At 71.0% G+C, this 26,255-nt stretch carries 24 protein-coding genes; 7 read left to right on the forward strand and 17 right to left on the reverse strand.

The annotated features are described in order from the left end of the window. Positions 1-60: 60 nt before the first annotated feature. The 3 genes from DWB77_RS26265 to DWB77_RS26275 all read right to left on the reverse strand — a co-directional run bounded on the left by DWB77_RS26265 (position 61) and on the right by DWB77_RS26275 (position 2,844). A protein-coding gene (locus DWB77_RS26265) for an IS5 family transposase (RefSeq protein ID WP_246033784.1) occupies positions 61-869 on the reverse strand; the annotation gives its coding sequence in 2 pieces (ribosomal slippage) (positions 61-521 and positions 521-869; 810 coding nt in all). Positions 870-979: 110 nt separating this feature from the next. Beyond that, positions 980-1,788 (reverse strand): IS5 family transposase gene (locus DWB77_RS26270; protein WP_246033784.1). Its coding sequence is split into 2 segments (ribosomal slippage): positions 980-1,440 and positions 1,440-1,788, totalling 810 coding nucleotides; the frame shifts between segments, so codons are not numbered across the junction. Positions 1,789-1,950: 162 nt separating this feature from the next. After that, positions 1,951-2,844 carry an SGNH/GDSL hydrolase family protein gene (locus tag DWB77_RS26275; RefSeq protein WP_120723680.1) on the reverse strand — a complete coding sequence of 298 codons (894 nt, stop codon included), beginning with the start codon at positions 2,842-2,844 and terminating at the stop codon, positions 1,951-1,953. A 327-nt stretch (positions 2,845-3,171) separates the two neighbouring features. On the opposite strand from DWB77_RS26275, the gene DWB77_RS26280 reads away from it, so the two are divergent. Beyond that, on the forward strand, positions 3,172-3,666 hold the full coding sequence (locus DWB77_RS26280; RefSeq protein WP_120723681.1) for a DUF3145 domain-containing protein: 495 nt from the start codon (positions 3,172-3,174) through the stop codon (positions 3,664-3,666). Between the two features lie 85 nt (positions 3,667-3,751). On the opposite strand, the gene DWB77_RS26285 is transcribed toward DWB77_RS26280, so the two are convergent. From DWB77_RS26285 to DWB77_RS26305, 5 genes are all read right to left on the reverse strand, one after another. Then, the gene (locus DWB77_RS26285; protein WP_120723683.1) at positions 3,752-5,014 is read right to left on the reverse strand and encodes a beta-ketoacyl-[acyl-carrier-protein] synthase family protein; all 1,263 of its coding nucleotides are present in this window, start codon (positions 5,012-5,014) and stop codon (positions 3,752-3,754) included. A 78-nt stretch (positions 5,015-5,092) separates the two neighbouring features. After that, positions 5,093-5,341, reverse strand: coding sequence for an acyl carrier protein (locus DWB77_RS26290; protein ID WP_120723685.1), 249 nt, complete (start codon positions 5,339-5,341; stop codon positions 5,093-5,095). A 68-nt stretch (positions 5,342-5,409) separates the two neighbouring features. Then, the gene (locus DWB77_RS26295; protein ID WP_120723687.1) at positions 5,410-6,405 is read right to left on the reverse strand and encodes a ketoacyl-ACP synthase III; all 996 of its coding nucleotides are present in this window, start codon (positions 6,403-6,405) and stop codon (positions 5,410-5,412) included. Between the two features lie 11 nt (positions 6,406-6,416). Next, positions 6,417-7,334, reverse strand: a complete 918-nt coding sequence (locus DWB77_RS26300) for an ACP S-malonyltransferase (protein ID WP_120723689.1) — start codon at positions 7,332-7,334, stop codon at positions 6,417-6,419. Between the two features lie 91 nt (positions 7,335-7,425). After that, positions 7,426-8,622 carry a PucR family transcriptional regulator gene (locus DWB77_RS26305; protein WP_120723691.1) on the reverse strand — a complete coding sequence of 399 codons (1,197 nt, stop codon included), beginning with the start codon at positions 8,620-8,622 and terminating at the stop codon, positions 7,426-7,428. 100 nt (positions 8,623-8,722) lie between these two features. On the opposite strand from DWB77_RS26305, the gene DWB77_RS26310 reads away from it, so the two are divergent. Beyond that, entirely contained in the window at positions 8,723-9,382 is a 660-nt protein-coding gene (locus DWB77_RS26310) for a pirin family protein (RefSeq protein ID WP_174248626.1), read from the forward strand. Positions 9,383-9,421: 39 nt separating this feature from the next. On the opposite strand, the gene DWB77_RS26315 is transcribed toward DWB77_RS26310, so the two are convergent. Further along, positions 9,422-10,240: a serine hydrolase domain-containing protein gene (locus DWB77_RS26315; protein WP_428985151.1), complete on the reverse strand. Its 819-nt coding sequence runs from the start codon at positions 10,238-10,240 to the stop codon at positions 9,422-9,424. Between the two features lie 163 nt (positions 10,241-10,403). Here DWB77_RS26315 and DWB77_RS26320 point away from each other — a divergent pair, with 163 nt between their 5' ends. Together DWB77_RS26320 and DWB77_RS26325 are read left to right on the forward strand one after the other, a co-directional pair. Beyond that, positions 10,404-10,871, forward strand: a complete 468-nt coding sequence (locus DWB77_RS26320) for a MerR family transcriptional regulator (RefSeq protein ID WP_120723693.1) — start codon at positions 10,404-10,406, stop codon at positions 10,869-10,871. A 6-nt stretch (positions 10,872-10,877) separates the two neighbouring features. Beyond that, positions 10,878-11,906, forward strand: coding sequence for an aldo/keto reductase (locus tag DWB77_RS26325; protein ID WP_120723695.1), 1,029 nt, complete (start codon positions 10,878-10,880; stop codon positions 11,904-11,906). An 83-nt stretch (positions 11,907-11,989) separates the two neighbouring features. On the opposite strand, the gene DWB77_RS26330 is transcribed toward DWB77_RS26325, so the two are convergent. The 7 genes from DWB77_RS26330 to DWB77_RS26360 all read right to left on the reverse strand — a co-directional run bounded on the left by DWB77_RS26330 (position 11,990) and on the right by DWB77_RS26360 (position 20,027). Then, entirely contained in the window at positions 11,990-13,249 is a 1,260-nt protein-coding gene (locus DWB77_RS26330) for an acyltransferase family protein (protein ID WP_246033641.1), read from the reverse strand. Continuing rightward, positions 13,246-14,289 (reverse strand): alpha/beta hydrolase, encoded by a 1,044-nt coding sequence (locus DWB77_RS26335; RefSeq protein WP_120723697.1) that lies wholly within the window; start codon positions 14,287-14,289, stop codon positions 13,246-13,248. Before DWB77_RS26335 ends, DWB77_RS26330 begins: the two co-directional genes overlap by 4 nt. A gap of 556 nt (positions 14,290-14,845) precedes the next feature. Then, positions 14,846-15,532 (reverse strand): response regulator, encoded by a 687-nt coding sequence (locus DWB77_RS26340; protein WP_120723699.1) that lies wholly within the window; start codon positions 15,530-15,532, stop codon positions 14,846-14,848. Further along, on the reverse strand, positions 15,529-16,839 hold the full coding sequence (locus tag DWB77_RS26345) for a sensor histidine kinase (RefSeq protein ID WP_246033642.1): 1,311 nt from the start codon (positions 16,837-16,839) through the stop codon (positions 15,529-15,531). The genes DWB77_RS26340 and DWB77_RS26345 overlap by 4 nt, the downstream gene beginning before the upstream one ends. Positions 16,840-17,025: 186 nt before the next feature. Continuing rightward, the gene (locus DWB77_RS26350) at positions 17,026-17,892 is read right to left on the reverse strand and encodes a DUF4429 domain-containing protein (RefSeq protein ID WP_120723704.1); all 867 of its coding nucleotides are present in this window, start codon (positions 17,890-17,892) and stop codon (positions 17,026-17,028) included. A gap of 116 nt (positions 17,893-18,008) precedes the next feature. After that, a complete protein-coding gene (locus DWB77_RS26355; RefSeq protein ID WP_120723705.1) occupies positions 18,009-19,220 on the reverse strand; it encodes an alpha/beta hydrolase in 1,212 nt (403 codons plus the stop codon). A gap of 159 nt (positions 19,221-19,379) precedes the next feature. After that, positions 19,380-20,027 carry a TetR/AcrR family transcriptional regulator gene (locus DWB77_RS26360; protein ID WP_120728277.1) on the reverse strand — a complete coding sequence of 216 codons (648 nt, stop codon included), beginning with the start codon at positions 20,025-20,027 and terminating at the stop codon, positions 19,380-19,382. 123 nt (positions 20,028-20,150) lie between these two features. Here DWB77_RS26360 and DWB77_RS26365 point away from each other — a divergent pair, with 123 nt between their 5' ends. The 3 genes from DWB77_RS26365 to DWB77_RS26375 all read left to right on the forward strand — a co-directional run bounded on the left by DWB77_RS26365 (position 20,151) and on the right by DWB77_RS26375 (position 22,714). After that, positions 20,151-21,749: an MFS transporter gene (locus DWB77_RS26365; RefSeq protein ID WP_120723707.1), complete on the forward strand. Its 1,599-nt coding sequence runs from the start codon at positions 20,151-20,153 to the stop codon at positions 21,747-21,749. Between the two features lie 172 nt (positions 21,750-21,921). Next, positions 21,922-22,353, forward strand: a complete 432-nt coding sequence (locus DWB77_RS26370; protein ID WP_120723709.1) for a peptidase inhibitor family I36 protein — start codon at positions 21,922-21,924, stop codon at positions 22,351-22,353. Positions 22,354-22,402: 49 nt separating this feature from the next. Next, entirely contained in the window at positions 22,403-22,714 is a 312-nt protein-coding gene (locus DWB77_RS26375; RefSeq protein WP_120723711.1) for a DUF4190 domain-containing protein, read from the forward strand. Positions 22,715-23,238: 524 nt separating this feature from the next. Here the strand turns inward: DWB77_RS26375 and aceE are convergent. Further along, positions 23,239-25,968 carry a pyruvate dehydrogenase (acetyl-transferring), homodimeric type gene (gene aceE / locus DWB77_RS26385; protein ID WP_120723715.1) on the reverse strand — a complete coding sequence of 910 codons (2,730 nt, stop codon included), beginning with the start codon at positions 25,966-25,968 and terminating at the stop codon, positions 23,239-23,241. Positions 25,969-26,255 lie beyond the last annotated feature (287 nt).

Consider the following 26,255-nt stretch of genomic DNA (forward strand, 5'->3'; position numbering starts at 1 on the left):
GTTCGTCCGCGGGCTGTGGTCGCGTCTTGCGCAGTTCCTCGCGCCCCTTAAGAAGTCATCTCATTTGGCGAGTCGGCGGTAGCAGATGAGGGTGCAGGCGATGCTGGTGAAGGCGAGGAAGTGGTCGGCCTTGCGTTCGTAGCGGCGGTGGAGTCGTCGGCAGCCGGCGAGCCAGGCCATGGTGCGTTCCACGGTCCAGCGGTGGCGGCCCAGCCGTTGCGAGGACTCGACTCCCTTGCGGGCGATGCGGTGGGTGATGCCGCGTTCGCGTAACCATTGCCGCAGGTGGGCGTAGTCGTAGCCCTTGTCGGCGTGGAGTTTGCTGGGCTTGCGGCGGCGCGGGCCGCGGCGCGAGCGGATCGGCGGGATGCCCTTCACGAGCGGGATCAGGGCCTGACTGTCGTGCAGGTTGGCCCCGGAGATTCCGACGGATATGGGCAGACCGGACCGTTCGGTGATCAGGTGGATCTTCGAGCCGTACTTGCCCCGGTCGACAGGATTCGGACCCGTCAGGTCCCCCTTTTCAGGGCCCGCATGTTCACCGAGTCGATCGCGCACCTAGACCAGTCCAGTTCGCCGCGGGCGCCGAGTTCGTCGAGGACCAGGCGGTGGAGCTTGGCCCACACTCTGGCCTTCGACCACTCCGAGAACCGCCGGTGGGCGGTCGCTCCGGACGGCCCGAACGACGCCGAAGGCAGCTGCTGCCAGGTACAACCCGACGTGGCCACGAAGACAATCGCGGCCAGCACCTCCCGGTCCCCGTGCCGACGCCGACCACCGCCCTGCGGCCTCGACGGCGCCTCCGGCACCACCCGCTGGAACAACTCCCACAACTCGTCCGGCACCAGACGCTCAACGATCCCCACCATGACTCACAGAATACCGAGTCGCCCAAATGAGATGGCTTCTTAACTGCTCGGTGCTGGCCGGCACCTCAGCCTGTCCGGCGATTGAGGACGAGCGCCCTTTAGAAGTCATCTCATTTGGCGAGTCGGCGGTAGCAGATGAGGGTGCAGGCGATGCTGGTGAAGGCGAGGAAGTGGTCGGCCTTGCGTTCGTAGCGGCGGTGGAGTCGTCGGCAGCCGGCGAGCCAGGCCATGGTGCGTTCCACGGTCCAGCGGTGGCGGCCCAGCCGTTGCGAGGACTCGACTCCCTTGCGGGCGATGCGGTGGGTGATGCCGCGTTCGCGTAACCATTGCCGCAGGTGGGCGTAGTCGTAGCCCTTGTCGGCGTGGAGTTTGCTGGGCTTGCGGCGGCGCGGGCCGCGGCGCGAGCGGATCGGCGGGATGCCCTTCACGAGCGGGATCAGGGCCTGACTGTCGTGCAGGTTGGCCCCGGAGATTCCGACGGATATGGGCAGACCGGACCGTTCGGTGATCAGGTGGATCTTCGAGCCGTACTTGCCCCGGTCGACAGGATTCGGACCCGTCAGGTCCCCCTTTTCAGGGCCCGCATGTTCACCGAGTCGATCGCGCACCTAGACCAGTCCAGTTCGCCGCGGGCGCCGAGTTCGTCGAGGACCAGGCGGTGGAGCTTGGCCCACACTCTGGCCTTCGACCACTCCGAGAACCGCCGGTGGGCGGTCGCTCCGGACGGCCCGAACGACGCCGAAGGCAGCTGCTGCCAGGTACAACCCGACGTGGCCACGAAGACAATCGCGGCCAGCACCTCCCGGTCCCCGTGCCGACGCCGACCACCGCCCTGCGGCCTCGACGGCGCCTCCGGCACCACCCGCTGGAACAACTCCCACAACTCGTCCGGCACCAGACGCTCAACGATCCCCACCATGACTCACAGAATACCGAGTCGCCCAAATGAGATGGCTTCTAAGGCGCGAACGGGGTCTGGGGCGGAGCCCCAGGAAGGCCCGGGCCATCCAACCCTGCGCCTACGGGCGGGTGGGTGGGCAAAGGGCCTCGGGGTTTGGGGCGGAGCCCCAGGGGGTTGGGGTCAGGAGGGGGCTGTTACCTGGGCGTAGGCTATTTCGGCCAGGCGGGCCTGGCCGTCGCGGCTGGGGTGGAACCAGTCCCAGGGGCTGAGCTGCGTACCCCCGAACGCGTACGCAAAGACCGCCCCCCCGTCGTACCGGCACCGCCGATCCCCCGCACACACCCCCCGAAGCACCTCGTTGTACGCCACGACCCGCTCGTACACCGCCTCCCGCCGCCGCGTCGCCGCCGGCCCCAGATCATCCGCGTCGGCCAGCATCGACCGGCAGATCCCCAGCTTCCAGATCTGCTTGCCGAGCGGGCTGCCGCGCCCCGTCGACCACAGCCGCTTCAGATCGGGCACGCTCGACACGTACACCTGGGACGTCGGGGACACCGCGCGCAGCTTGCGCAGGGACGTCTCGAAGTCGGCGCGGAAGGACGCCACCGGCGTCATGGCCGCCACATCGTCACGGCAGGCGTCGTTCGCCCCCGTCATCACCGTGACAAGACCCGGGTGCTGGGCGGCCGCCCGCTCCATCTGGGCCGGCAGATCGGCCATCCTGGCGCCGGTCTTGGCGTAGTTCCAGCTGTGTGCGGGGGCCGCCGGGCCGAGCAGGCGTACCGCGAGCGAGTCGACGGCGGGATCGCTGCCGGTGGCCCAGGAGACCTCCGGGCAGTCGGCGAGCACCTGGCAGGCGTCGAAGCCGCGGGTGATCGAGTCACCGATCGCCGCGATCGACGCCGGGCTGCGGTTCCACGCGGGGGAGGGGCTCGGCGACGGCTTCTTGGAGGCGGCCGGGCTCGCCGCGGACGAGCCCCCGCCGGACTCGCAACCCGCGGTCAGGGCGAGGGCCGACGCGGCGAGAAGGGCGGCCGCGGCGCGGACGCGACGGCTCCGGCGGCTGTCCTGCATCCCGGGTCCCCCTGTGTGTGTCGGTCGTTGGGCCATCGCGGCGTCCTCGCGAGTGAAAGCTTGGTGTTCTCGGGGCGCCCCGACCGACAGTACGACACCCTTGGCACAGCTCCGCGCGGTAGCTTTGGCCCGTCCAGCCAGAGGAACCACGCCAGACGACTCCGGTAAATTACATCACGTCACATACTGTCCCATTTCAGGAGATTAGCTCCCGATGCTGTTTACTGTTGAACCCAGGGGCAGAATGTCAGGTGCTGTCCTGACCGGGAACGGCAGGGGCGCGAGGCCGCTGGGGAAGGCGAACCTCGAACCGCACTGGAGGTCCCGGTGACGACACGTGGAGTTCTCTACGTCCACTCCGCCCCGCGCGCGCTGTGCCCGCACGTCGAATGGGCGGTGGCCGGCGTTCTGGGGGTGCGCGTCCAGCTCGACTGGATCCGCCAGCCCGCCTCGCCCGGCACCTGGAGAGCCGAGTTCTCCTGGCGGGGCGAACCGGGGACGGCTTCCAAGCTCGCCTCCGCGCTGCGCGGCTGGCACCTGCTGCGCTTCGAGGTCACGGCCGAGCCCTGCGCCACCGCCGAGGGCGAGCGCTACAGCGCCACGCCCGACCTCGGCATCTTCCACGCCGTGACCGGCATCCACGGCGACATCCTGATCCCCGAGGACCGGCTGCGGGCCGCGCTCGCCCGCTCCGTCCAGGGCGAGACCGACCTGGAGGCCGAGATCGCCAAGCTGCTCGGCAAGCCCTGGGACGACGAACTGGAGCCCTTCCGCTACGCGGGAGAGGGCGCCCCGGTGCGCTGGCTGCACCAGGTCGTCTGACACCACCACCCGCGTATGCGAAAGGGCCCCACCGGACGGTGGGGCCCTTTCAGCCGTGTACGGGTCAGCCCGGCAGGGGCCGCGCTCAGACCGAGCGGAAGGCGAGCACCACGTTGTGGCCGCCGAAGCCGAACGAGTTGTTGATCGCGGAGATCGAACCCTCGGGGAGCTTGCGCACCTCGCTGCTGACCAGAGCCGGGTCGACCTCGTCGTCGAGCTCCTCGATGTTGATGGTCGGCGGAGCCAGGCGGTGGTACAGCGCGAGCACCGTGGCGACGGTCTCGATGCCGCCCGCGCCGCCGAGGAGGTGGCCGGTCATCGACTTCGTCGCGGAGATCGCGACATGGTCCAGGTCGTCGCCGAGCACCTTGCGCAGCGCCTTGATCTCGGCGATGTCGCCCTGCGGCGTCGAGGTGGCGTGCGCGTTGAGGTGGACCACCTCGGCCGGCTTGAGGTCGGTGGAGTCGAGCAGGTTCTGCACCGCGGCGGCGACGCCCCGGCCGGTCGGCTCGGGCTGCGCGATGTGGTGGCTGTCGGCCGACAGGCCCTGGCCGAGCACCTCGCAGTAGACCCGGGCCCCGCGCTTGGCGGCGTGCTCGGCGGACTCCAGGATCACCACACCGGCGCCCTCACCCAGGACGAAGCCGTCACGGCCCTTGTCGTAGGGGCGCGAGGCGTGCTCGGGGTGGTCGTTGTTCTTGGACATCGCCATCATGTTGGCGAACGCCGCGATGGGCAGCGGGTGGATGGCCGCCTCGGTACCGCCGGCGACCACGACGTCGGCGCGGCCGGTGCGGATCATCTCGACGGCGTACCCGATGGCCTCGGCACCCGAGGCGCACGCGGAGACGGGGGTGTGGACGCCCGCCCGGGCGTTCACCTCCAGGCCGACGTTGGCCGACGGGCCGTTCGGCATGAGCATGGGCACGGTGTGCGGGGAGACGCGGCGTACGCCCTTCTCCTTCAGCACGTCGTACTGGTCGAGCAGGGTGGTGACACCGCCGATGCCCGACGCGATGACCGTGCCGAGCCGCTCGGGTGCGATGCCGGCCTCGTCGCCCGCCGGAGCGGTGAAGCCCGCGTCCGCCCAGGCCTCCTTGGCCGCGATCAGCGCGAACTGCGCCGAGCGGTCCAGCTTGCGGGCGAGCGGGCGGGGCAGCACCTCACCGGGGTCGACCGCGGCCGGAGCCGCGATCCTGACCGGCAGTTCGGCGAAGCGCTCGCCCTCCAGGGGGCGGACACCGGAGCGTCCCGCCAGCAGACCTTCCCAGGTCGAGGCGGTGTCGCCACCCAGCGGTGTGGTTGCGCCGATACCGGTGACGACCACGGTGCGATTGGTCGAGCTCACAGGAAGTTTCTCCACGTGTGTAAGGGACGTGAATCAGCGGCGCCACCGCTGGGTGGCAGCCCGAATTCAGGTCCTGAATCAGGCCTGGTGCTTCAGGATGTAGCCGGCGGCGTCGCCAACGGTCTTGAGGTTCTTGACGTCCTCGTCCGGGATCTTGACGTCGAAGCGCTCTTCGGCGGCGACGACGACCTCGACCATGGACAGCGAGTCGACGTCCAGGTCGTCGGTGAAGGACTTGTCCAGCTGGACGTCCTCGACCGGGATACCAGCGATCTCGTTGACGATCTCGGCGAGACCTTCGAGGATCTCTTCCTGCGTGGCGGCCATGTTGGCGCTCCTTCGTTTGTGACGCTTCGAATTACGGGCTTTTGCGGGCTTCCGGAGATCCGGAGTGCCTAGGGGAGGGTAACGACCGTCGCGGCGTACACGAGACCCGCCCCGAAGCCGATGACGAGCGCGGTGTCGCCGCTCTTCGCCTGTCCGGTCGCCAGGAGCCGCTCCATAGCGAGCGGGATCGAGGCGGCCGAGGTGTTGCCGGTGGTTTCCACGTCACGGGCGACCGTGACGTGGTCCGGCAGCTTGAGAGTCTTCACCATCGAGTCGATGATCCGCATGTTGGCCTGGTGCGGAATGAAGACATCCAGGTCGTCCGGGCTGATTCCGGCCGCGTCCAGCGCCTGCTGGGCGACCTTCGCCATCTCGAACACGGCCCAGCGGAAGACCGCCTGGCCCTCCTGCGTGATCGCGGGGAACTTGCCCGAGCTGTCGTACTCGGTCCACGGCACGGTCTGCTTGATGGTCTCCGACTTGTCGCCCTCCGAACCCCAGATGGTGGGGCCGATGGCCGGCTCGTCCGAGGGACCCACGACGACCGCGCCCGCGCCGTCGCCGAACAGGAACGCCGTCGCACGGTCCTGGAGGTCGGTCAGATCGCTGAGCCGCTCCACGCCGATGACCAGGACGTACTTGGCCGAACCCTCGACGATCATGCCCTTGGCCAGGGTCAGACCGTAGCCGAAGCCCGCGCAGCCGGCCGAGATGTCGAAGGCGGCCGCCTTGCCGGTGCCCAGCTTGTCGGCGATCTCGGTCGCCACCGCCGGAGTCTGCTTGAAGTGCGAGACGGTGGAGACGATCACGGCGCCGATCTGGTCGGCGGAGATGCCGGAGTCGGCGATCGCCTTGCCGGAGGCCTCGATCGACATCGCCGAGACGGTCTCATCGGCCGAGGCCCAGTGCCGGGTGGCGATGCCGGAACGCGAGCGGATCCACTCGTCGGAGGAGTCGATCGTCTCCAGGATCACCTCGTTGGGCACCACGCGCACGGGACGGTAGCCGCCCACGCCCAAGATGCGCGCATACGGGGCGCCCTGGCTGGGACGGATCTTCGACATGGCTCGGCTCCTTAGGCGGATGCGTGCTCGGCGATGAGCGCGCGAGCCGCGTCGAGGTCGGCGGGGGTCTTCAGGGCGACGGTCTTGACCCCGGGCATCGCGCGCTTGGCGAGCCCGGTCAGGGTGCCGCCCGGGCACAGCTCGACCAGCGCCGTGGCGCCGAGTTCCGTGAAGGTCTCCATGCACAGGTCCCAACGGACCGGATTGGAGACCTGGTTGACCAGGCGGGCCACGATGTCCTGGCCGCTCGCCACGGTCTTGCCGTCCGCGTTCGAGACGTACGTGAGCTTCGGGTCGGCGATGGCGAGCGACTTGGCCGCCTCGTCGAGCGCCGCCACGGCCGGGTTCATGTGGTGCGTGTGGAAGGCGCCGGCGACCTTGAGGGCCACCACGCGGCGCACGCCCTCGGGCTTGTCGGCCTCCAGGGCGGCGAGCTGCTCGGCGGTGCCGGCGGCCACGATCTGGCCCGCGCCGTTCACGTTGGCCGGGGTCAGCCCCAGCTTCTCCAGGTGCGGCAGCACGTCGGCGGGCGCGCCGCCGAGCAGCGCGGCCATGCCGGTCGGCGTGACGGCGGCCGCTTCGGCCATGCCGAGCCCGCGCTTGCGGACGAAGCCGAGCGCGGCCTCCTCGGACAGGACGCCCGCGAAAGCGGTGGCGGTGATCTCACCGACGCTGTGCCCGGCCACCGCGCCCGGCGCGAAGTCGCCGAGGGCCGAGGCGGACAGCAGACCGGCGGCCACCAGCAGGGGCTGGGCCACGGCGGTGTCGCGGATCGCGTCGGCGTCGGCCTGCGTGCCGTAGTGGACGAGGTCGAGACCGATGGCGTCCGACCACGCGGCGAGCCGGTCGGCAGCGCCGGGAAGGTCGAGCCAAGGAGTCAGGAAGCCGGGCGTCTGAGCGCCTTGGCCGGGAGCGACGAGTACGAGCACTCTCACACTCTCTCTTGTGGACGGCTCCGCACGCCCGTGGGGACAGGGACGAAGAACCGTCGGGGGAATTGTGGGTGTCCGACAAAAGAGTCTAGGACTGTGAATCTCCGTCGGCCAGGCGCCCCAGGATCAGCGCGATCCTCAGCGTGAACGCGGAGCGCACATCCGACGGCGACCACCCGGTGACGTCCGTCACACGTCGGAGCCGGTAGCGAACGGTATTGGGGTGGACGAACAACATCCGGGCCGCGCCCTCAAGGCTGCTCGCCTGCTCCAGATAAACGCTCAAGGTTTCCAGGAGCGCCGAGCCCGCCTCCTCCAGCGGTCTGTAGATCTCCTCCACCAACTGCCCCCGCGCGGCAGGATCGGAGGCGATCGCGCGCTCGGGCAGCAGATCGTCCGCGAGGACCGGCCGGGGAGCGTCCTGCCAGGCCGAACACGCCTTCAAGCCGGCCGCCGCGGCCTGCGCGGACCGGGTCGCCGCCAGCAGGTCCGGCACCACGGGTCCGGCGACCACGGGCCCTGCGGCATACGGCCCGATCAGGCCCTTGGCGACCTGGAGCGGGTTGTCGCTGCCGCCCGCGATGACCACCAGGCGGTTGCCGAGCACCCCGGTGAGCACCTGGAGCTTGGTGTGCCGGGCGGCCCGCCGGATCGCCTCCACGGTGAGCTCGCTGTCGCCGTCCGGCGCGGTGCCGAGCACGACACACACGTGCTCGGGAGAGTTCCAGCCGAGCGCGGCGGCCCGGGAGACGGCGCCTTCGTCGGCCTCGCCGGAGAGCACCGCGTTGACGACCAGGGATTCCAGGCGGGCGTCCCACGCGCCGCGGGCCTCGGCGGCCTGGGCGTACACCTGGGCCGTCGCGAACGCGATCTCGCGGGCGTACACGAGCAGCGCCTCACGCAGGATCGACTCGTCGCCGGGCGCCGCGACCTCCTCGATCGCGGTCTCCATGACCTCGATGGTGGTGCGCACCATCTCGACGGTCTGGCGCAGGGTGATCGCCCGCGTCAGTTCGCGCGGCGCCGTGCCGAAGACGTCGGTCGAGATCGCCTGGGGCGTCTCGGGATGCCGGAACCATTCGGTGAAGGCCGCGATGCCGGCCTGGGCGACCAGACCGATCCAGGAGCGGTTCTCCGGCGGCATCGCCCGGTACCACGGCAGCGTCGCGTCCATGCGGGCGATCGCGTTCGCGGCGAGCCGCCCCGAGGACTGCTCAAGACGCTTCAGGGTCGCGGCATGCGGATGGGCATTCTTCGCGGGGTGTACGGGATCCGGTGCTGGCACGGGGACAAGACTGCCTTATCGGGAACCTTCCCCGCCGGGCCGGGGTGAGGCAGGGCGACAAACGGGTGCGGCCGGCGCCGCCGGGTCTACCGTGGTGGGCGTGATTTCAGTCAGGCGCGGCGACGAGCGCTATCCGGGCGGGGACCCGGACGTCGGCATCGAGTCCCTGCACGCCTTCTCCTTCGGCCGCTTCTACGACCCGGACAACCTCCGCTTCGGCCCGGTCCTCGCCTGCAACGAGGAACGGCTCGCGCCCGGCGCCGGCTTCGACGAACATCCCCACAGCCACACCGAGATCCTGACGTGGGTGATCGAGGGCGAGCTCACCCACCGCGACTCGGCCGGCCACGCCACCGTGGTGCGCCCCGGCGATGTGCAGTGCCTCAGCTCCGCGGGCGGCGTACGGCACGAGGAGCGCAACGAGGGCCAGCTCCCGCTGGTCTTCCTCCAGATGTGGCTCGCCCCGAAGAAGCCCGGCGGCACCCCCGCGTACGACATCGTGCGCGGCATCGCGGACTCCACGCCCTACGCGGTGCTCGCCGCGGGCGCCCTGCTGCACGTGCGGCGCCTGGCGCCCGGCGAGCGCACGGCCGTCCCGGACGCGCCGGGCGCCTATGTCCATGTCGTACGCGGCCGGGTGGGCCTGGCCGAGGAGAGGCTCGGGCCCGGCGACTCGGCGCGGATCACCGGGGCGAGCGGGCTCGAAGTGACGGCGTCCGACAGCGCCGAGCTGCTGCTGTGGGAGCTCAGCGCCGTGTGAGCCGCGGAACGCGGCCGGTGCGCCCTCGGCTCCCGGGGCTCAGCGCCGGGTGAATTCGGCCAGGACCGCGTCGGTGAAGGACGGCCACACCTCGGCCGCCCAACTGCCGAACGCCCGGTCCGTCAGGACGACACAGGCCAGGCCCGCGTCCGGGTCGACCCACAGGAACGTACCGGACTGGCCGAAGTGGCCGTAGGTGCGCGGCGAGGACGAACTGCCCGTCCAGTGCGGGGACTTGGCGCCGCGGATCTCGAAGCCGAGGCCCCAGTCGTTGGGGTTCTGATGGCCGTAGGCGGGCAGCACGCCCTTCAGGCCGGGGTACTGCACGTGCGTCGCCTCGGCGGCCGTCGCGGGGTGGATCAGCCGGGGCGCCTGGAGTTCCGCGGCGAAGCGCGCGAGGTCCTCGACGGTGGAGACGCCGTCCTTGGCGGGGGAGCCTTCGAGGATGCTGGAGGCCATGCCCAGCGGCTCGAACACGGCCTGGCGCACATAGTCGGCGAAGGGGATGCCGGACTGCTTGGCGATGTGGTCGCCGAGGACCTCGAACCCGGCGTTGGAGTACAGCCGCCGGTCGCCGGGCTGCGCCATCGCCCGCTGCTCGTCGAAGGCGAGCCCCGAGGTGTGCGCCAGCAGATGGCGGACGGTGGCGCCGGGAGGGCCGGCCGGCTCGTCGAGCTCCACCGCCCCCTCCTCGTACGCGACGAGGGCCGCGTACGCGGCGAGCGGCTTGGTGACGGAGGCCAGCGGGAACCGCTGGGACAGCGGCCCGTAGGTGCCGGCAAGCGTTCCGTCGGCCCGCACCACGGCCGCCGCGGCGGTCGGTACGGGCCAGGTCTCGATGATCCGCAGGCTCTCCATGCGTATGAGCCTAATAGGCCGGAAGCCGTGGCCGACCCTGACCCGGTCGGGGGCCGTGGGGCCCGCGCGATCGGCCCGCGGGGCGCGATGACGCGCCACGACACGAGAACGGTCACGCCCTACGCTTGCTTGGAGTGCACTCCAGGGTTCTAGCGTGGAGGTCATGACGGTGATCGACAGCACGACGGTGACGGTGGCCCGGGTCCAGCAGGAGATCTGCGCCACGGAGCCGGCCCATCCACGCCCCGACGGCCAGGACCGCTACACGATCAGCGAGGTCGTGACGTGCACCGGACTCACCGCGCACACCCTCCGCTGGTACGAGCGGATCGGCCTCATGCCGCACGTGGACCGCTCGCACACCGGCCAGCGCCGGTTCACCAACAAGGACCTCGACTGGCTGGCCTTCGTCGGCAAGCTCCGGCTGACCGGCATGCCGGTCGCCGACATGGTCCGCTACGCCGAACTCGTCCGCGAGGGACAGCACACCTTCGAGGCGCGCCAGGAACTCCTGGAGCAGACCCGGCGCGACGTCCTGGCGCGCATGGCGGAGCTCCAGGACACCCTCGCCGTACTCGACTACAAGATCGACTTTTACGCGGACGCCCGCAAGGCGTCGGAAAGGGCCTGAACGCCCATGAGCAGCAACCCGGTTGAGAAGATCAGCACCGTCCGCCTCGGCACCGAGGGCCCGATGATCGGCGTCCAGGGATTCGGCGCCATGGGCATCAGCGAGTTCTACGGCGACACCGACGAGAGCGCCGCACGCGACACCCTGGAGGCGACCGTCGAGGCGGGCGTCACCCTCATCGACACCGCCGACATCTACGGCTCCGGGGCCAACGAGGAGTTCCTCGCCCCGTTCCTCGCCGCCCACCGCGACGAGGTGACCCTGGCCACCAAGTTCGCCATCGAGCGCCGGGCCGACGACCCGACGTACCGGGGCATCAACAACAGCCCCGCCTACATCAAGAAGGCCGTCGAAGCGAGCCTGCGCCGCCTGGGCATCGAGACCATCGACCTCTACTACATGCACCGCCGCGACCCCGAGGTGCCGCTCGCGGAGTCCGTCGGCGCGATGGCCGAGCTGGTCACCGAGGGCAAGGTCAAGTACCTGGGCCTGAGCGAGGTCACCGGAGCCGAGCTGCGCGAGGCGCACGCCGTGCACCCGATCAGCGCCCTCCAGTCGGAGTGGTCGGTCTTCAGCCGGGACGTCGAGCGCAGCGCCGTGCCGGCCGCCGCCGAACTCGGCGTCACCTTCGTGCCGTACTCGCCGCTCGGCCGGGGCTTCCTCACCGGCGCCTTCGCCGACGCGGGCAAGGAGCTGAGCAAGGGCGACTTCCGCCAGTTCCAGCCGCGCTTCACCGGGGACAACGCCGCGGCCAACGCCGCCCTGCTCGAACCCCTGCACAAGATCGCGGCGGCACACGGCGCGACGACCGCGCAGATCGCGCTCGCCTGGGTGCAGCAGCGCGCGCAGGTGCACGGCCTCACCGTCGTGCCGATCCCCGGCACCCGCAAGCGCAGCCGCCTCCTGGAGAACACCGGCGCGACCCGCATCACGCTCAGCGCCGAGGAGCTGGCCCTCCTCGAACCCATCGCCGGGCAGGTCGCGGGCGACCGCTACCCCGACATGTCCTCCACCTCGGCGGCCCGCGAACAGTAGGACCCGGCCCGAGGGTGCCCACGCCGAGGGGTGCCCGGCCCGAGGGGGCACGCGCCGAGGGGTGGGGTGCCCGCCCCGAGGGGTCACGCGAGCCCCAGCGCGAACACCGCGAAGCCCGCCGCGAGCAGCCCCGCCGCTGCCCGGCGGGCCTTCGTCGCCCTGGTCCAGGGCGCCTCGAAGCCCCGCGCGTACCGGGCGATCACCACCAGCAGCGCCGCGAACACCGGCATCCAGGCGAGCCGTTCGCCGATCCAGGCCCAGCTTTCGGGCGCGGTGGTGAGGCCCGGCACCCGCCCCGCGAAGGAGGCCGGGACGGCGGCGGCGAGCAGCGCCGTCTGGTGCCAGCACAGGATGGTCATCGCGGACAGGTTGACCACCACGACGGGTGCCCACAGCGCGGGCCGCCTGAGCCGGCCGGCGATCCGGTCGCGCAGCAGGATCGCGGCGCCCGACTGGGCCGCGGCGAGCGCGAGCACCAGCAGCGACGGCGGATGCGAGTTGGTACGGGCCTGGCCCGGCACCCCGACCATCGACGCCGGGTAGTGGAAGAGGACGAGCAGCGCCGCGAACAGCACCGCCCCGCCGCCGAGCAGCAGCCACGCACCCCGGCGTCCGATCCTCTTCTCGCCCCAGCAGACGCCGAGTTGGTAGGCGAACATCCAGCCCGGCAGGATGTTGACCAGGGACAGCCAGGACGGCATCGCGTCGGCGTACGGGCCGTAGCGCAGGGCGTCGACGACGGCGACCGAGCCGAGCAGCGGCGCAGCCGCCCACCCGCCGAGCCGACGCGCGGAGCGCACACAGTACGGCGTGAGCGCGGTGACGACGGTGTACACCCCCACGAACCACAGCGGTTGGATGACGAGCGTGGAGCCGGTCCGTAGGGTGTCGTAGGGCACACCGAGGGTGCCGAGCACGGGGATCATCGCGGCCCAGACGGCGGTGACACCGAGCACCGGCCGCCCCAGCCGGGCGATCCTTCCCCGCAGCCACTGCCCGGTCGACCCCTTCCTGCGACGGAACGACAGGACCGACGCATAGCCGCCCACCAGGAAGAAGATCCCCAACATCTGAAGGACCCAACTGGCCGGCGCGAGCCCCGCGAAGGAGGACAGCGGGCTGGCGTTGTGCAGCGCGCCGGCGTCGTCACGGGTGAACCCGCCGAGCAGCCAGTGCCCGGTCGGCACGGCGAGCAGCGCGAGCGCGCGCAGCCCGTCGATGGCGCGGTCGCGGTGGGCGGGGGTGCGTCGCTCGATGTCCGCGACGGTCCTGCCGAGGGCGCGGCGCGCGGGGGACGCGGGGCGTGTGGCCGTACGCACGGCCGTACTGGTGGACGTACTCATCGGACATCTCCGGTGGCGATGGCGGCGAAGGCTTTGAGGGACTCGGTGCCGGGGGCGAAGTAGCCGGTGTGGCCCTTGGCGTCGGAGGCGGGTACGCGGCGGGCCCCGAACGCCGGGTCGGTGGGATCGGCGCCGTGGCCGAGGCCCGCGAACTCGATGTGCGGCACGTCGTCGATCCAGTCCGAGGGGTCCTTGGCGGCCCACACCCGGGCCTCGGTGCCCAGGTCGGCGACGGTGTCGGCCCGCATGCCGGGCGATCCGAGCGCGACGATGTCCGAGGCGTCGGTGCGGTGGGCGGCGAGCCCGCAGACGACCGAGCCGTAGCTGTGGCAGAACAGCACGGGGTCCGGGGCGCCTACCGCGTCGAGCCCTTCGGTGAGCCGGGTGAGCCGCTCGGCCCCCGCCTCGGCGAGCCTGCCCGACGCGGCGTCGACCCCCACGCCGACCGGGGTGGTGTACCCGACCCAGGCGATCACGGCGCTCACGCCGTGATCGGCCTTCCGCAAGGCGGTCGCCATTCCGGCCGGGGTTCCATAGGGATCGCTGCGGCGGTCGAACGTACGGGCGTCGATGTCGGACCCGGGGACGATGACGGAGACGTGACGGGCGCCCTCCAACTCCCCATAAACCTCGGCGACTTGGCCCCGGCCTCGCGGGTCGAAGGCGAGGATCTGGTGGCCGGGGGCGGCGAGTCGGAGGTAGCGGGGGGCGTGGGTGGCGGCGATGGCCCGCCGGTTCGCCTCGTAGCGCAGCGGTACGGGGGCGCCGTCCAGGTTGCCCACGACCTGGGGGTGCCGGCGGGCCAGCGTCTGCCGCTGCTCCTCGCCCAACCGGGCGAAGAACGCGGCGACTTCGCGGGGGGCCGCGCTCGCGGGGTCGGGCAGGCGGTGACCCGTCGTCGTGTCGGCCCGCCAGGCGGCGGTGCCGGGGGGCGGGCCGGTCACCGCCTCCTGCGCATCGGCCGCGGCCCACCCCGCGGTACCCGCGACGGCCACGGCCACGAACGCCCCGGCCACCAACGCCCTCCCCAACCCACGCATGGCGCGACTTCCCTTCCTCGTCCGTTCCCTGTCCGTTCCTTGACGAGGTGGAAGGTAGGTAGGGGGTGGGGGGCTTGGCGTCACACCGGGGGGTTGGGTGGGGGGTGCTACCCGGGTAGGGGGTGGATGGGGGGTTTCCCCCACCCCGCCCCTTCCCGAGACCCTCCGGGGGGTGGGGGTGGGCTGCGCATACCTTTTCGCGTGCGGTTTCGCCGGACCCCGTTGAACGCCATTCAGGCCTACGGACCGCAGGCGCCTGCTCGCGCAGTTCCCCGCGCCCCTGGAAACCCGTTTTCGTCTGCGGACCGTGGGTGGCTGGTCGCGCAGTTCCCCGCGCCCCTAGCTACTCGGTGCTGGCCCGCGTCGGCCACCTCAGCCTGTCCGGCGATTGAGGACGAGCGCCCTTCAGGCGCGAACGGGGTCTGGGGCGGAGCCCCAGGAAGGCCCGCACCATCCAACTCTGCGCCTACGGGCGGGTGGGTGGGCGAGGTGCCCCAGGGGGCCGGAACCAGCCGACCCCCGTCACGGGCGGGTGGGTGGGGAAGCGGGACGGGGGCTAGCCCGGGGCTCCGGGGCGTACGACACCCGCCTCGTAGGCGAAGACCACCAACTGGGCCCGATCCCGAAGCCCAAGCTTCGCCAACACCCGCCCCACATGCGTCTTGACCGTCTGCTCCGCCAAAACCAACCGCCCCGCGATCTCCTGGTTGGAAAGCCCCCGGGCGATCAGCTCCAACACCTCCCCCTCCCGCGGCGTGAGCCCGTTCAACCGCAACGCCGCCGCCACCCCCGCCCGCGGAGCCGCCCGCTGCGCCGCGAACTCCGCGATGAGGCGCCGCGTCACGGACGGTGCGAGCAGCGCCTCGCCCGCCGCCACGACCCGTACCGCCCCGATGAGGTCGGCCGGCGGCGCGTCCTTGAGCAGGAACCCGGACGCCCCCGCGCGCAGCGCCTCGTACACGTAGTCGTCGACGTCGAAGGTGGTCAGCATCAGGACCTTCGGCCGGTGCACCACTCCCACCGGCGGGTCCAGGATCTCGCGGGCCGCGGCGAGCCCGTCCATCTCGGGCATGCGGACGTCCATCAGGACCACGTCGGGGTGGGTGGAGCGCGCCACCTCCACCCCGCGGCGGCCGTCGAGCGCCTCGCCCACCACGTCGATGTCGGCCTGCGCCGAGAGCAGCGCGGCGAACCCCGCGCGCACCATGGCCTGGTCGTCGACGATGATCACGCGGATGGTCAACTGACGTCCTTGGATGAGGAGTTGGCGTGGAACTGGGCGGCGGTACTCGAGGCGTCGTCGGGGTCGAGGGGCAGGCGGGCCGCCACCCGGAAGCCGCCGTCCGGCAGGGGCCCGGTGTCCAGCGAGCCACCGGTCAACCGTACGCGTTCGCGCATGCCGACGAGCCCGTGCCCCGTCCCCGAGTCCTCAAGGGCCGAAGTGGGGCCCGCCGCCGGGCCGTTGACGACGACCACCGTCAGATGGCGTCCGTCGCAGGTGACGGAGATACGGGTCGTGGCGCCCGGCGCGTGCCGTACGACGTTGGCGAGCGCCTCCTGCACGATCCGGTACGCCGACAGGTCGACCGCCGGCGGCAGCACGGGCAGGTCCGCGGCGAGCGAGAGCGCGGCCGGCTGTCCGGAGCGTACGGTCGCCTCGACCAGTTGCTGGAGCCGGTCCACGCCGGGCTGGGGCGTGCGCTCGCCCCCCTGATCGCTGCCGTCGCTGCGCAGCACCGCGAGCAGCCGTCGCATCTCGCTCAGCGACTCCCGGGCGCTCGACGCGATGGACGCGAACTCCTCCCGGCTCTCCTCGTCGAGCCCGGTCAGCCGGTACGGCGCCGAGTCGGCCTGCACGGTGATCACGGACATGTGGTGGGCCACCACGTCGTGGAGCTCGCGCGCGATCCGGGCGCGCTCCTCCAGGAGGGTGCGCTGGGCGCGCTCGGCCACGCTGATGGTCTCCTGCTCCGCCAGCGCCCGTTCGGCCTCCTCGCGTCGGCGCAGCACGCCGGTGAAGGCCAGCATCACGCCCGACAGGACGATCAGCAGCGCATGGGTGCTGCTGGAGCCGGCGGGCGGGAAGGCGCCGAACACGAGGCCGGCCGCGCCCGACACCAGCCACACCGTGACGAGCGTACGAGTCGACTCGCGCAGCCCGAGGCAGGCCATCAGCGCGAGGAAGCCGACGATCCCCGGCGGTGTCCACGGCCAGGAGCGGGAGGCGGTGTCGGCGCCGTACAGCAAGGCCGCGCCCAGCACGTCGGCGGCGAAAATGATCATCCATGCCTGGAGCGGCCGGGTGACCGCGAGCAGCAGCGGCACGGTCTGGGCCACCCCCAGCGCCCCGGCCCAGCCCCCGGCGAGGTGGTAGTCGTCGGCCAGCACGGTGATGCTGATCGGAAGGAGCGCCGCGACGAAGCAGCCGGCGACGGCGTAGGGGCTCCACCGCTGCCAGCGCCGGGGCGCCTGCCAGAACAGGGGCCGGGTGGCTTCGACGGGAGGCCGCAGCAGGGCGAGCGCGCGGTGGGAGACGGGTGTGATCTTCATGGCCCGGCCAGCGTAGGCAGCACCGGACCCGCCGCGCGTCATACCGGGGTGCCACCCGCACCCCGGACCGGAGTATCAGTCGGGCCGCCAAGCCGAGCCCAGACAGCCCCGGCCCCGAGCCGCCCGCCCGACCCCGGGTCGGTCCAGGCCCGACCCACCCCCCCGGGGCGGGCCCGGTCCGCACCCCTAGAGCTCCGCCAGCAGCTCCGCCTTCTTCGCGCTGAACTCGTCGTCCGTCACCAGGCCCGCCTGGTGCAGATCCCCGAGGTGGCGGATCCTTTCCGCGATGTCGGCGGGGTCGCGCCGGCCCGCTGCGACCGGCACCGGCTGGTGCGGAATCGCCGGGCTCGCGCCGCCCCGTACGGCCGCCAGGACCGCCGCCGCGAACGGCAGCGACTCGTGCACCGGGCCGTAGCCGAGGCCGAAGATCACGGCCGCCGGATCGCGGTCGGCCTGCGCCGGACCGCCGTCGGCGTCGCGGCGCAGCAGTCGCAGATGCCCGTCGAAGACCTCGGGGGAGCGCCAGTCGACGCCGCTGAGCGCGGCGACCGGGAAGGTCTGGTCGCCCGCCTTCCACTTCTCCGACGAGGCACCCGTCCAGAACCAGCGGAACGTCACCTGACGTCCGTCGAACCCGGCCCTGCCGTCGTACGCCTTGAAATTCAGGGGCGCCTCGGGCGCGGCCACCAGATGGCGGTCGGCGGGTTTCGAGGCGTACGGCGTCAGACAGGTGCGCAGTTCGTCCGCGTAGTACTCGGCGAGCGTCTCGCGTTCGGCGGGCAGCACCAGGCGATAGGGGTCGCAGGACTCCTTCAACTGGCCCGCCGCGGCGTCCATCAGCGGATCGGCGCCCGGCCTGGGCACCGCGTGCAGCACCACCGTGCCGCGCTTGCCCTGGGACAGCGACACCGACTCCAACGCCTCGTGGGGGATGCGTCGTTCACGCAGCGCCTGGTAGAGCTTGGGCGCACGGATCCCCCGTTCGAAGCGGATGAGCACGGAGTCGGACTCGAACTCCCAGGTGGCATGAATTCCGGCCAGCACATCACCCATGCGCCTCATCGTAGGCGGCGCACGCCCGCGCGTCCCCCTTCGGAGAAAACCCCGTCGTTACGCGGGTCCCCGGGCGATCACACGGTCTCTACGCGTGTCCGCTCGTCGTTGGCCCGTCAGGCCGCCGATGCGTAGGAGATTCCACTGCCGCAGTCGGTGTCGGAGGCGGCGCAGCCGACCGTCCGGTACGCGCCAACTCCGATGGCGGCGAAGTTGGCGAGGCTCTGGGTGCCGGGCTCGAAATAGCCGGTGTGACCGATGGCGCCGGCCGCCGACAGGACCCGGGCGCCGAAGGCCGCCGAGACCGGGTCGGCGCCGTGGCCCAGACCCGCGACGTCCAGATACGGCACGTCCTGGATCCAGTCGTCCTTGTCGCGCATCGCCCAGACCTGGGCCTTGGTGCCCAGCTGGGCGGCGTTGCGCACCCGCATCCCGGGGCTGCCGGCCACCGCGATGTCGCTGACGCGGGGCGGCAGTTCATGCGTCGAGACCCCGCACACCACCGAGCCGTAGCTGTGGCAGAACAGCTCGACCGAGGACTTTCCGGGCAGCGCCCGCACCATCGCGGAGAGCCGCACCGCGCCTTCCTCGGCCAGCCTGCCGATCGCCGCGTCCACGCCGAGACCGGCCGGTGCCGTGTAGTCGGCCCAGGCGATCACGGCCGTCCGCACGTTCGGCGCCGCCGCGTGCTCGGCCTCGTACAGCGACTCGGCCATGCCGACCGGGGCGGTGTTCTTGCGGTTGGTCTTCTCGAAGGTGAGGACGTTGGTGTCGACGCCGGGGACGATCACCGAGACCCGCTGAGCGCGGTCCAGATCGCCGAAGACCTCCGCGACCCGGCCGGTGTCGGAGGGGTCGAAGGCGAGGATCTGGCGGTCGTCGTCGAGCAGCGACTCGAACCGGTGCATCCGGCGGCTCGCCTCCTGGCGGCCGTCGGCGGAGAGCCGGGGGTCGACCATGCGTTTCTGCTCGACGGCGCGCGCGTCGGCGAGCGCGGCCCGGTTGGCCCGGTAGCGCAGCGACACGGGGGCGCCGTCGAGATTGCCCACGACCAGCGGATAGCGGTCGGCGAGCCGGTCGCGCTCGGCGGCACCGACCGAGCCGAAGAAGCGGGCGAGTTCCGCGGCGCCGGCGTCCGGCTTGGGCAGCTTGTGGCCGTCCAGGGTGTCGCGCGCCCACGCGGCGAGGGCCTTGGAACGCGGCTCGAAGTCGCCGGAGTGGCCGCGGATCGCCGTCCAGCCGGAGGTCGCGAGCATGACGAACACGACGGCGAGCGCGAGCAGCGCGCGCCAGGCGTTCAAGGTGGGGGAGGAGTCGAAGGAAGTCACTGCTGAACACGATAGGAGACCCCGAAGGTCCACTGGGCTGACAGTGACTCAGATCACGTTTAGACGGGGAGTGGTCTCACCATGAGCGCGCGCGGGCGCACGCTCCGTACGAGATCGGCGTGGCGGGAACGGGTGGTCCGGCGGTCCGCCCGTACGCGATCAGGTGCGCCAGTCGTCGGCCAGGGCCGGGCCCAGGTGGTCGAGGTAGTCGGCGGTCAGCGCGCGGATGGCCGCCACGCTGGGGTCCCCGCCCTGGCCCCAGAGCCCGCCCGCCACCCGCATCACACCGGTGAAGGCGGCCACGGCCACCCGGGGGCGCGGGTCGGAGTCGATGTCGAGCCCCTCGCGCTCGGCGACGAGCCGCGCGACCCGCTCCTCCACCTCCGCCGAGCGGCGCAGATGGACCGCGAGCAGCGCCGGCGTCGACTCGATCACCTGGTACGTACGCATGTAGAGGCCGACCGGCACCACGGGGGACAGGAGCTCCTCAAGGGTGTCCCAGGCCGAGAGCGCCGCCCGGCGCATGGCGGTGAACGGGCCCTCGGCGGGCGGCCGTTCGCGCAGCGCGTCGACGAAGTGCGACTCCACCGTGTCCTGTGCGGCGAAGACCACCGCTTCCTTGTTGGCGAAGTAGCGGAAGAAGGTGCGCTGCGAGACGTCGACGGCGTCCGCGATCTCGTCGATGGTGGTCTGCTCGTACCCCTGGGTCGTGAACAGCTCCAGAGCCACCCGGAGCAGCGCGTCGCGGGTGCGCTGCTTCTTCAGCTCGCGCAGGCCGCCCACGGGCGCCAGGGGTCGCTGATCCACCGTCACGTCGTGGTCCTCTTTCGGTCAGTTTGGCGTGTTCAGTCTAACTGTGAGCGACCAGACAGCTACCAGCTCCCCGAAATGGTTTGTCAACTGTCAGTCGCTGACACTAGCCTCGATCGCATGACTAGTCAGACCGCCGTCGAAAAGGCGCCACAGGACGAGATATCGGCGCCGGCCAAAGGGCTGCGGGGCCACCCCTGGCTGACGCTCTTCGCCGTGGCCATCGGCGTGATGATGGTCGCGCTCGACGGCACCATCGTGGCCATCGCGAACCCCGCCATCCAGAAGGACCTCGGAGCCTCGCTCCAGGACGTCCAGTGGATCACCAACGGCTACATGCTGGCCCTGGCCGTCTCCCTGATCACCGCGGGCAAGCTCGGTGACCGCTTCGGCCACCGCCAGACGTTCCTCATCGGCGTGGTCGGCTTCGCCGCCGCCTCCGGGGCGATCGGGCTCTCCCACAGCGTCACCTTCGTCATCGCCTTCCGCGTCCTCCAGGGTCTGTTCGGCGCACTCCTGATGCCGGCCGCGCTCGGCCTGCTGCGCGCCACCTTCCCCGCCGAGAAGCTCAACATGGCGATCGGCATCTGGGGCATGGTCATCGGCGCCTCCACCGCGGGCGGCCCGATCCTCGGCGGTGTGCTCGTCGAGCACGTCAGCTGGCAGTCCGTCTTCTTCATCAACGTGCCCGTCGGCGCGATCGCCCTCGCCCTCGGCCTGCTGATCCTGCGCGACCACCGCGCGGAGAACGCCCCGAAGTCCTTCGACGTCGTCGGCATCGTGCTGCTGTCGGTCGCGATGTTCTGCATGATCTGGGCGCTCATCAAGGGCTCGGAGTACGGCTGGGGAAGCTGGAGGACCCTGGCGTTCATCGGGGTCGCGGTGGTCGGCTTCGTCCTCTTCGCCCTCTGGGAGACCAAGGTCAGGGAGCCGCTGATCCCGCTCGGCCTGTTCCGCTCGGTCCCGCTGTCCGCGGGCACGATCCTGATGATCCTGATGGCGTTCGCCTTCATGGGCGGCCTCTTCTTCGTCACCTTCTACCTCCAGAACGTGCACGGCATGACGGCCGTCGACAGCGGACTCCACCTGCTGCCGCTCACCGGCATGATGATCGTCGCCTCGCCGGTCGCGGGCATCCTGATCACCAAGCTCGGCCCGCGTATCCCGCTGGTCGGCGGCATGGTCTGCACCGCCGTCGCCATGTTCGGCATGTCCCGCCTGACCATCGACACCGGCACCGTCACCATGTCGATCTGGTTCGCGCTGCTCGGCATGGGCCTGGCGCCCGTCATGGTCGGCGCCACCGAGGTCATCGTCGGCAACGCGCCCCTGGAGCTGTCCGGTGTCGCGGGCGGCCTCCAGCAGGCCGGTATGCAGGTGGGCGGCTCGCTCGGCACCGCGGTCCTCGGCGCCGTGATGTCCTCGCAGGTCACCTCCAAGCTTCCGGACAACTGGGCCGCCGCCAAGCTGCCGCCGCTGACCCCCGAGCAGTCCTCGGGCCTGTCGAAGGCGGTCGAGGTCGGCATGGGCCCGGTCCAGCCGGGCACCCCGCCGGAGGTCGCGGCCAGGATCGCGGGCGTCGCGCACGACACGTTCGTGTCGGGCATGAGCACCGCGTTCACCGTCGCCGGCATCGTCGCGGTGCTCGCCGCCGCGGTCGCGATGTTCACCAAGCGCGGTGTGAACGCGGAGGCGGGCGCCGGCGTGGGTCACATCTGACCCCTCCCCACCCCGTCAACTCCGTTGTACGAAAGCCCCGCCGGGCGTGATCCGGCGGGGCTTTCACCTATTCGGATGGTTGTGCACGCCGTGGCCCACATGCCGGAACCGGCACTGGATGCCGGGCGTTTTCCGAGTCCAACTGATCGAATCAACACGGGGGTTGACTCACATGCGTACGACCACGACCACGACCGCACCCACGACCACGACCACGAGCGCACCAACGCGCGCGGCCACGGCCACCACCACGGTGGCGGCCCTGCTCGCCGCCACCGCCCTCCTGCTGCCCACCGCCCCGCAGGCCGTAGCGGCCCCGCGCCTGGGCGACTGCGCGCCGGGCGAGCTCTGCCTGTGGACCAGGCCCGCGTTCAAGGGACCGCGCCAGGTGTACGACCTGACGCGCATCGAGATCGAGAGCTGCACCGCACTGCCGCCGGGCACCGACGTCCAGTCCCTCGCCAACCGCACGGGCCGGCCCGTCACCGCGTACCAGTCGGCCGAGTGCGAGGAGACGGCCGAGTTCGACACCTATCCGGGCAAGGGCACCTGGGCGCCCCAAGTGCCGTACCGAATGCGGGCGTTCAAGGTGTGGGAGCGCTGAGACGTGGTACCCGAATCCTTGAGGCCGAGCCGACCAACCTCAGGGAGTGATGATGGCGGGCTTCGGACACAGTACGCGTACACGCAGGACCCCCCGGTCACGGAACCGCATGGGGCCCCGGACCGGGCCGGACCGCGCGACGCTGGGCATCATCGGACTGGTCTGCGCGATCGCGGGATTCTTCGTCCTCGGGATCGTGCTCGGACCCGTGGCGATCATCTGCGGCTGGCTGGCCATGGGACGCCGCTGGAACTCCGGCTCGGTCCCGGCCCTGGTGGCCGTGGTCCTCGGTGCCATCGACACCCTGCTGGCCATCGTCTGGCTGATAGGCACAGCAACCCTGGGCAACGGCATGTTCTGACCCCACCCCAACAGAGAAGGGTGGCAGCTCCCAAGAGAGCCGCCACCCTTCACTGCACGGACCCCCACAGGGGCGCGAGGAACCGCGCGAGCAACCACGCACGACCCGCGGACGAGAGCGGGTTGAGGGGCGCGAGGAACTGCGCGACCAGCCACGCACGGCCCGCGGACGAAAACGGGTTGAGGGGCGCGGGGAACTGCGCGCCCAGCCACGCACGGCCCGCGGACGAAAACGGGTTGAGGGGCGCGGGGAACTGCGCGAGCAACCACGCACGACCCGCGGACGAGAGCGGGTTGAGGGGCGCGGGGAACTGCGCGAGCAACCACGCACGACCCGCGGACGAAAACGGGTTTCCAGCGGCGCACACCCACGGCCCGCAGACGAGAGCGGGTTCAGGGGCGCGGGGAACTGCGCAACCAGCCACAGCCGCCCCGCACAGAACCCACCACCCGCGGAAGCGAAGGGGGCCAGGGGAAAAACCCCGCAGCACCCCCGCCACCCCGCACCCAACAGCCTCGCAGAGCCTACGCGTCGCCCCCCGCCGCCCCCGGCTCCGCCGCCGCCACATCCAACAACCGGTACCGGTCAACCGCCTGCTTCAGCGCCGACCGGTCGACCTTCCCCTCACGCGCCAGCTCCGTGAGAACGGAAAGCACGATCGACTGCGCGTCGATGTGGAAGAAGCGCCGCGCCGCGCCCCGCGTGTCCGCGAAGCCGAACCCGTCCGCGCCGAGCGACTGGTACGTGCCCGGCACCCAGCGCGCGATCTGGTCGGGAACGGACCGCATCCAGTCGGAGACGGCCACGAACGGACCCTGCGCGCCCTGGAGCTTGCGCGTGACATAGGGGACGCGCTGCTCCTCCTCGGGGTGCAGGAGGTTGTGCTCCTCCACCTCGACGGCCTCGCGCCGCAGCTCGTTCCAGGAGGTCGCGGACCAGACGTCGGCCCGTACGTTCCACTCCTCGGCGAGGATCCGCTGCGCCTCGACGGCCCACGGCACGGCCACGCCGGACGCCATGATCTGCGCCGGGATGGAGCCCGCAGTACCGGGCGCGAAGCGGTGGATGCCCTTGAGGATGCCGTCGACGTCGACGTCGGCCGGCTCGGCCGGGTGCTGGATCGGCTCGTTGTAGACGGTGAGGTAGTAGAAGACGTCCTCACTGTTCGGGCCGTACATCCGGCGCAGGCCGTCCTGCACGATGTGCGCGATCTCGTAGCCGAACGCCGGGTCGTAGGCGACACAGGCCGGGTTGGTGGAGGCGAGCAACTGGGAGTGCCCGTCGGCGTGTTGGAGCCCCTCGCCGGTCAGCGTCGTACGTCCGGCGGTCGCGCCCAGGACGAAGCCGCGCGCCAACTGGTCGGCCATCTGCCAGAACTGGTCGCCGGTGCGCTGGAAGCCGAACATCGAGTAGAAGACGTAGACCGGGATCAGCGGCTCGCCGTGCGTGGCGTACGCCGAACCCGCGGCGATCAGCGACGCGGTGCAGCCGGCCTCGGAGATGCCGTCGTGCAGCATCTGCCCCGTGGGCGACTCCTTGTAGGCGAGCAGCAGTTCGCGGTCGACCGCCTCGTACTGCTGGCCCAGGGGGTTGTAGATCTTGGCGCTCGGGAAGAACGCGTCCATGCCGAAGGTGCGGTACTCGTCGGGCGCGATCAGCACGAACCGCTTGCCGATCTCCTTGTCCCGCATCAGGTCCTTCAGGATGCGTACGAACGCCATCGTCGTGGCGATCGACTGCTGCCCGGAGCCCTTCTTGGCGACCGCGTACGTCTTGTCCTCGGGCAGGGCCAAAGGCTTCGCACGCACCACACGGGTCGGCACATAGCCGCCGAGCCCGAGCCGGCGGTCGTGCATGTACTGGATCTCCTCGGACTTGCGGCCCGGGTGGTAGTACGGCGGCGCGCCGGACTCCAGCTCCCGGTCCGTGATCGGGATGTGCAGCCGGTCACGGAAGCCCTTGAGGTCGTCGACCGTCAGCTTCTTCATCTGGTGGGTCGCGTTGCGGCCCTCGAAGTTCGGGCCGAGCGTCCAGCCCTTGACGGTGTGCGCCAGGATCACCGTCGGCTGGCCCTTGTGCGCCTTGGCCGCCGCGAACGCCGCGAAGATCTTCTTGTGGTCGTGGCCGCCGCGACCCAGGTGCAGGATCTGCTGGTCGGTCATGTTCTCGACCATGGCGCGCAGCCGCTGGTCGTCGCCGAAGAAGTGGTCGCGGATGTACGCGCCGGTCTCGGTGGCGTACGTCTGGAACTGGCCGTCCGGCGTGGTGTTCATCTTGTTGACCAGGATGCCGTCCCGGTCCTGGGCGAGCAGCGGGTCCCAACTGCGGTCCCAGATCAACTTGATGACGTTCCATCCGGCGCCGCGGAACTGCGACTCCAGCTCCTGGATGATCTTGCCGTTGCCGCGTACCGGGCCGTCGAGGCGCTGGAGGTTGCAGTTGACGACGAAGGTCAGGTTGTCCAGGTTCTCGCGCGCGGCGATGGAGAGTTGGCCCAGCGACTCGGGCTCGTCCATCTCGCCGTCGCCGAGGAAGGCCCACACGTGGGAGTTGGAGGTGTCGGCGATGCCGCGCGCCTCCATGTAACGGTTCATCCGCGCCTGGTAGATCGCGCCGAGGGGGCCGAGGCCCATCGAGACGGTCGGGAACTCCCAGAAGTCCGGCATGAGCCGCGGGTGCGGATAGGAGGAAAGCCCGTACGGGGCCTTCGACTTCTCTTGGCGGAAGGCGTCGAGCTGCTGCTCGCTGAGGCGGTCGAGGAGGAAGGCGCGGGCGTAGATGCCGGGCGAGGCGTGGCCCTGGAAGAAGATCTGGTCGCCGCCGTCCTCCTCCTTGCCGCGGAAGAAGTGGTTGAAGCCCACGTCGTACAGCGAGGCGGAGGAGGCGAAGGTGGCGATGTGGCCGCCGACGCCGATGCCGGGGCGCTGCGCCCGGGAGACCATCACGGCCGCGTTCCAGCGGGTCGCGTTGAGGACCTTGCGCTCGATCTCCTCGTTGCCGGGGAAGAACGGCTCGTCCTTGGTGGCGATCGTGTTGACATAGTCCGAGCTGCGCATCTCGGGCACGGCCACGCGCTTCTCGCGGGCCCGCTCGATCAGCCGGAGCATCAGATAGCGGGCCCGTTCCCGGCCCCGCTCGTCGACGGCGGCGTCCAGGGAGTCGAGCCACTCCTGGGTCTCTTCGGGATCGAAGTCCGGGACCTGGCTCGGCAGGCCGCCAATGATGATCGGGTTGCGATCGGATCCGGAAGCCACGCTGTTCCTTCACTGTCGGGGGATGCGGAGAACGCCAATTCTGCGCCGCATCCCATCGTGTACCGCTGGGGCGCAAACGTCATCTCTACCGAGAGGTAACTCAGAGGTAACCGTCCCCGGAGCAGGAAGTAGGCTCAGGGCCTGGACGGGTCGGGCCAAATCGCAACCTTACGCTCAACCCGGCCATCCGTTCCCGAAGGGTGTTCGGCCCCGATTGGAGTACCCGAAGGAACACAACGGTGCAAACAGTCACCAATGGTGTGGGATGAATCACCGGCGGGGATGCG

Origin of the sequence: Streptomyces hundungensis (genome assembly GCF_003627815.1) — a bacterium.
GTDB lineage: Bacteria > Actinomycetota > Actinomycetes > Streptomycetales > Streptomycetaceae > Streptomyces > Streptomyces hundungensis_A.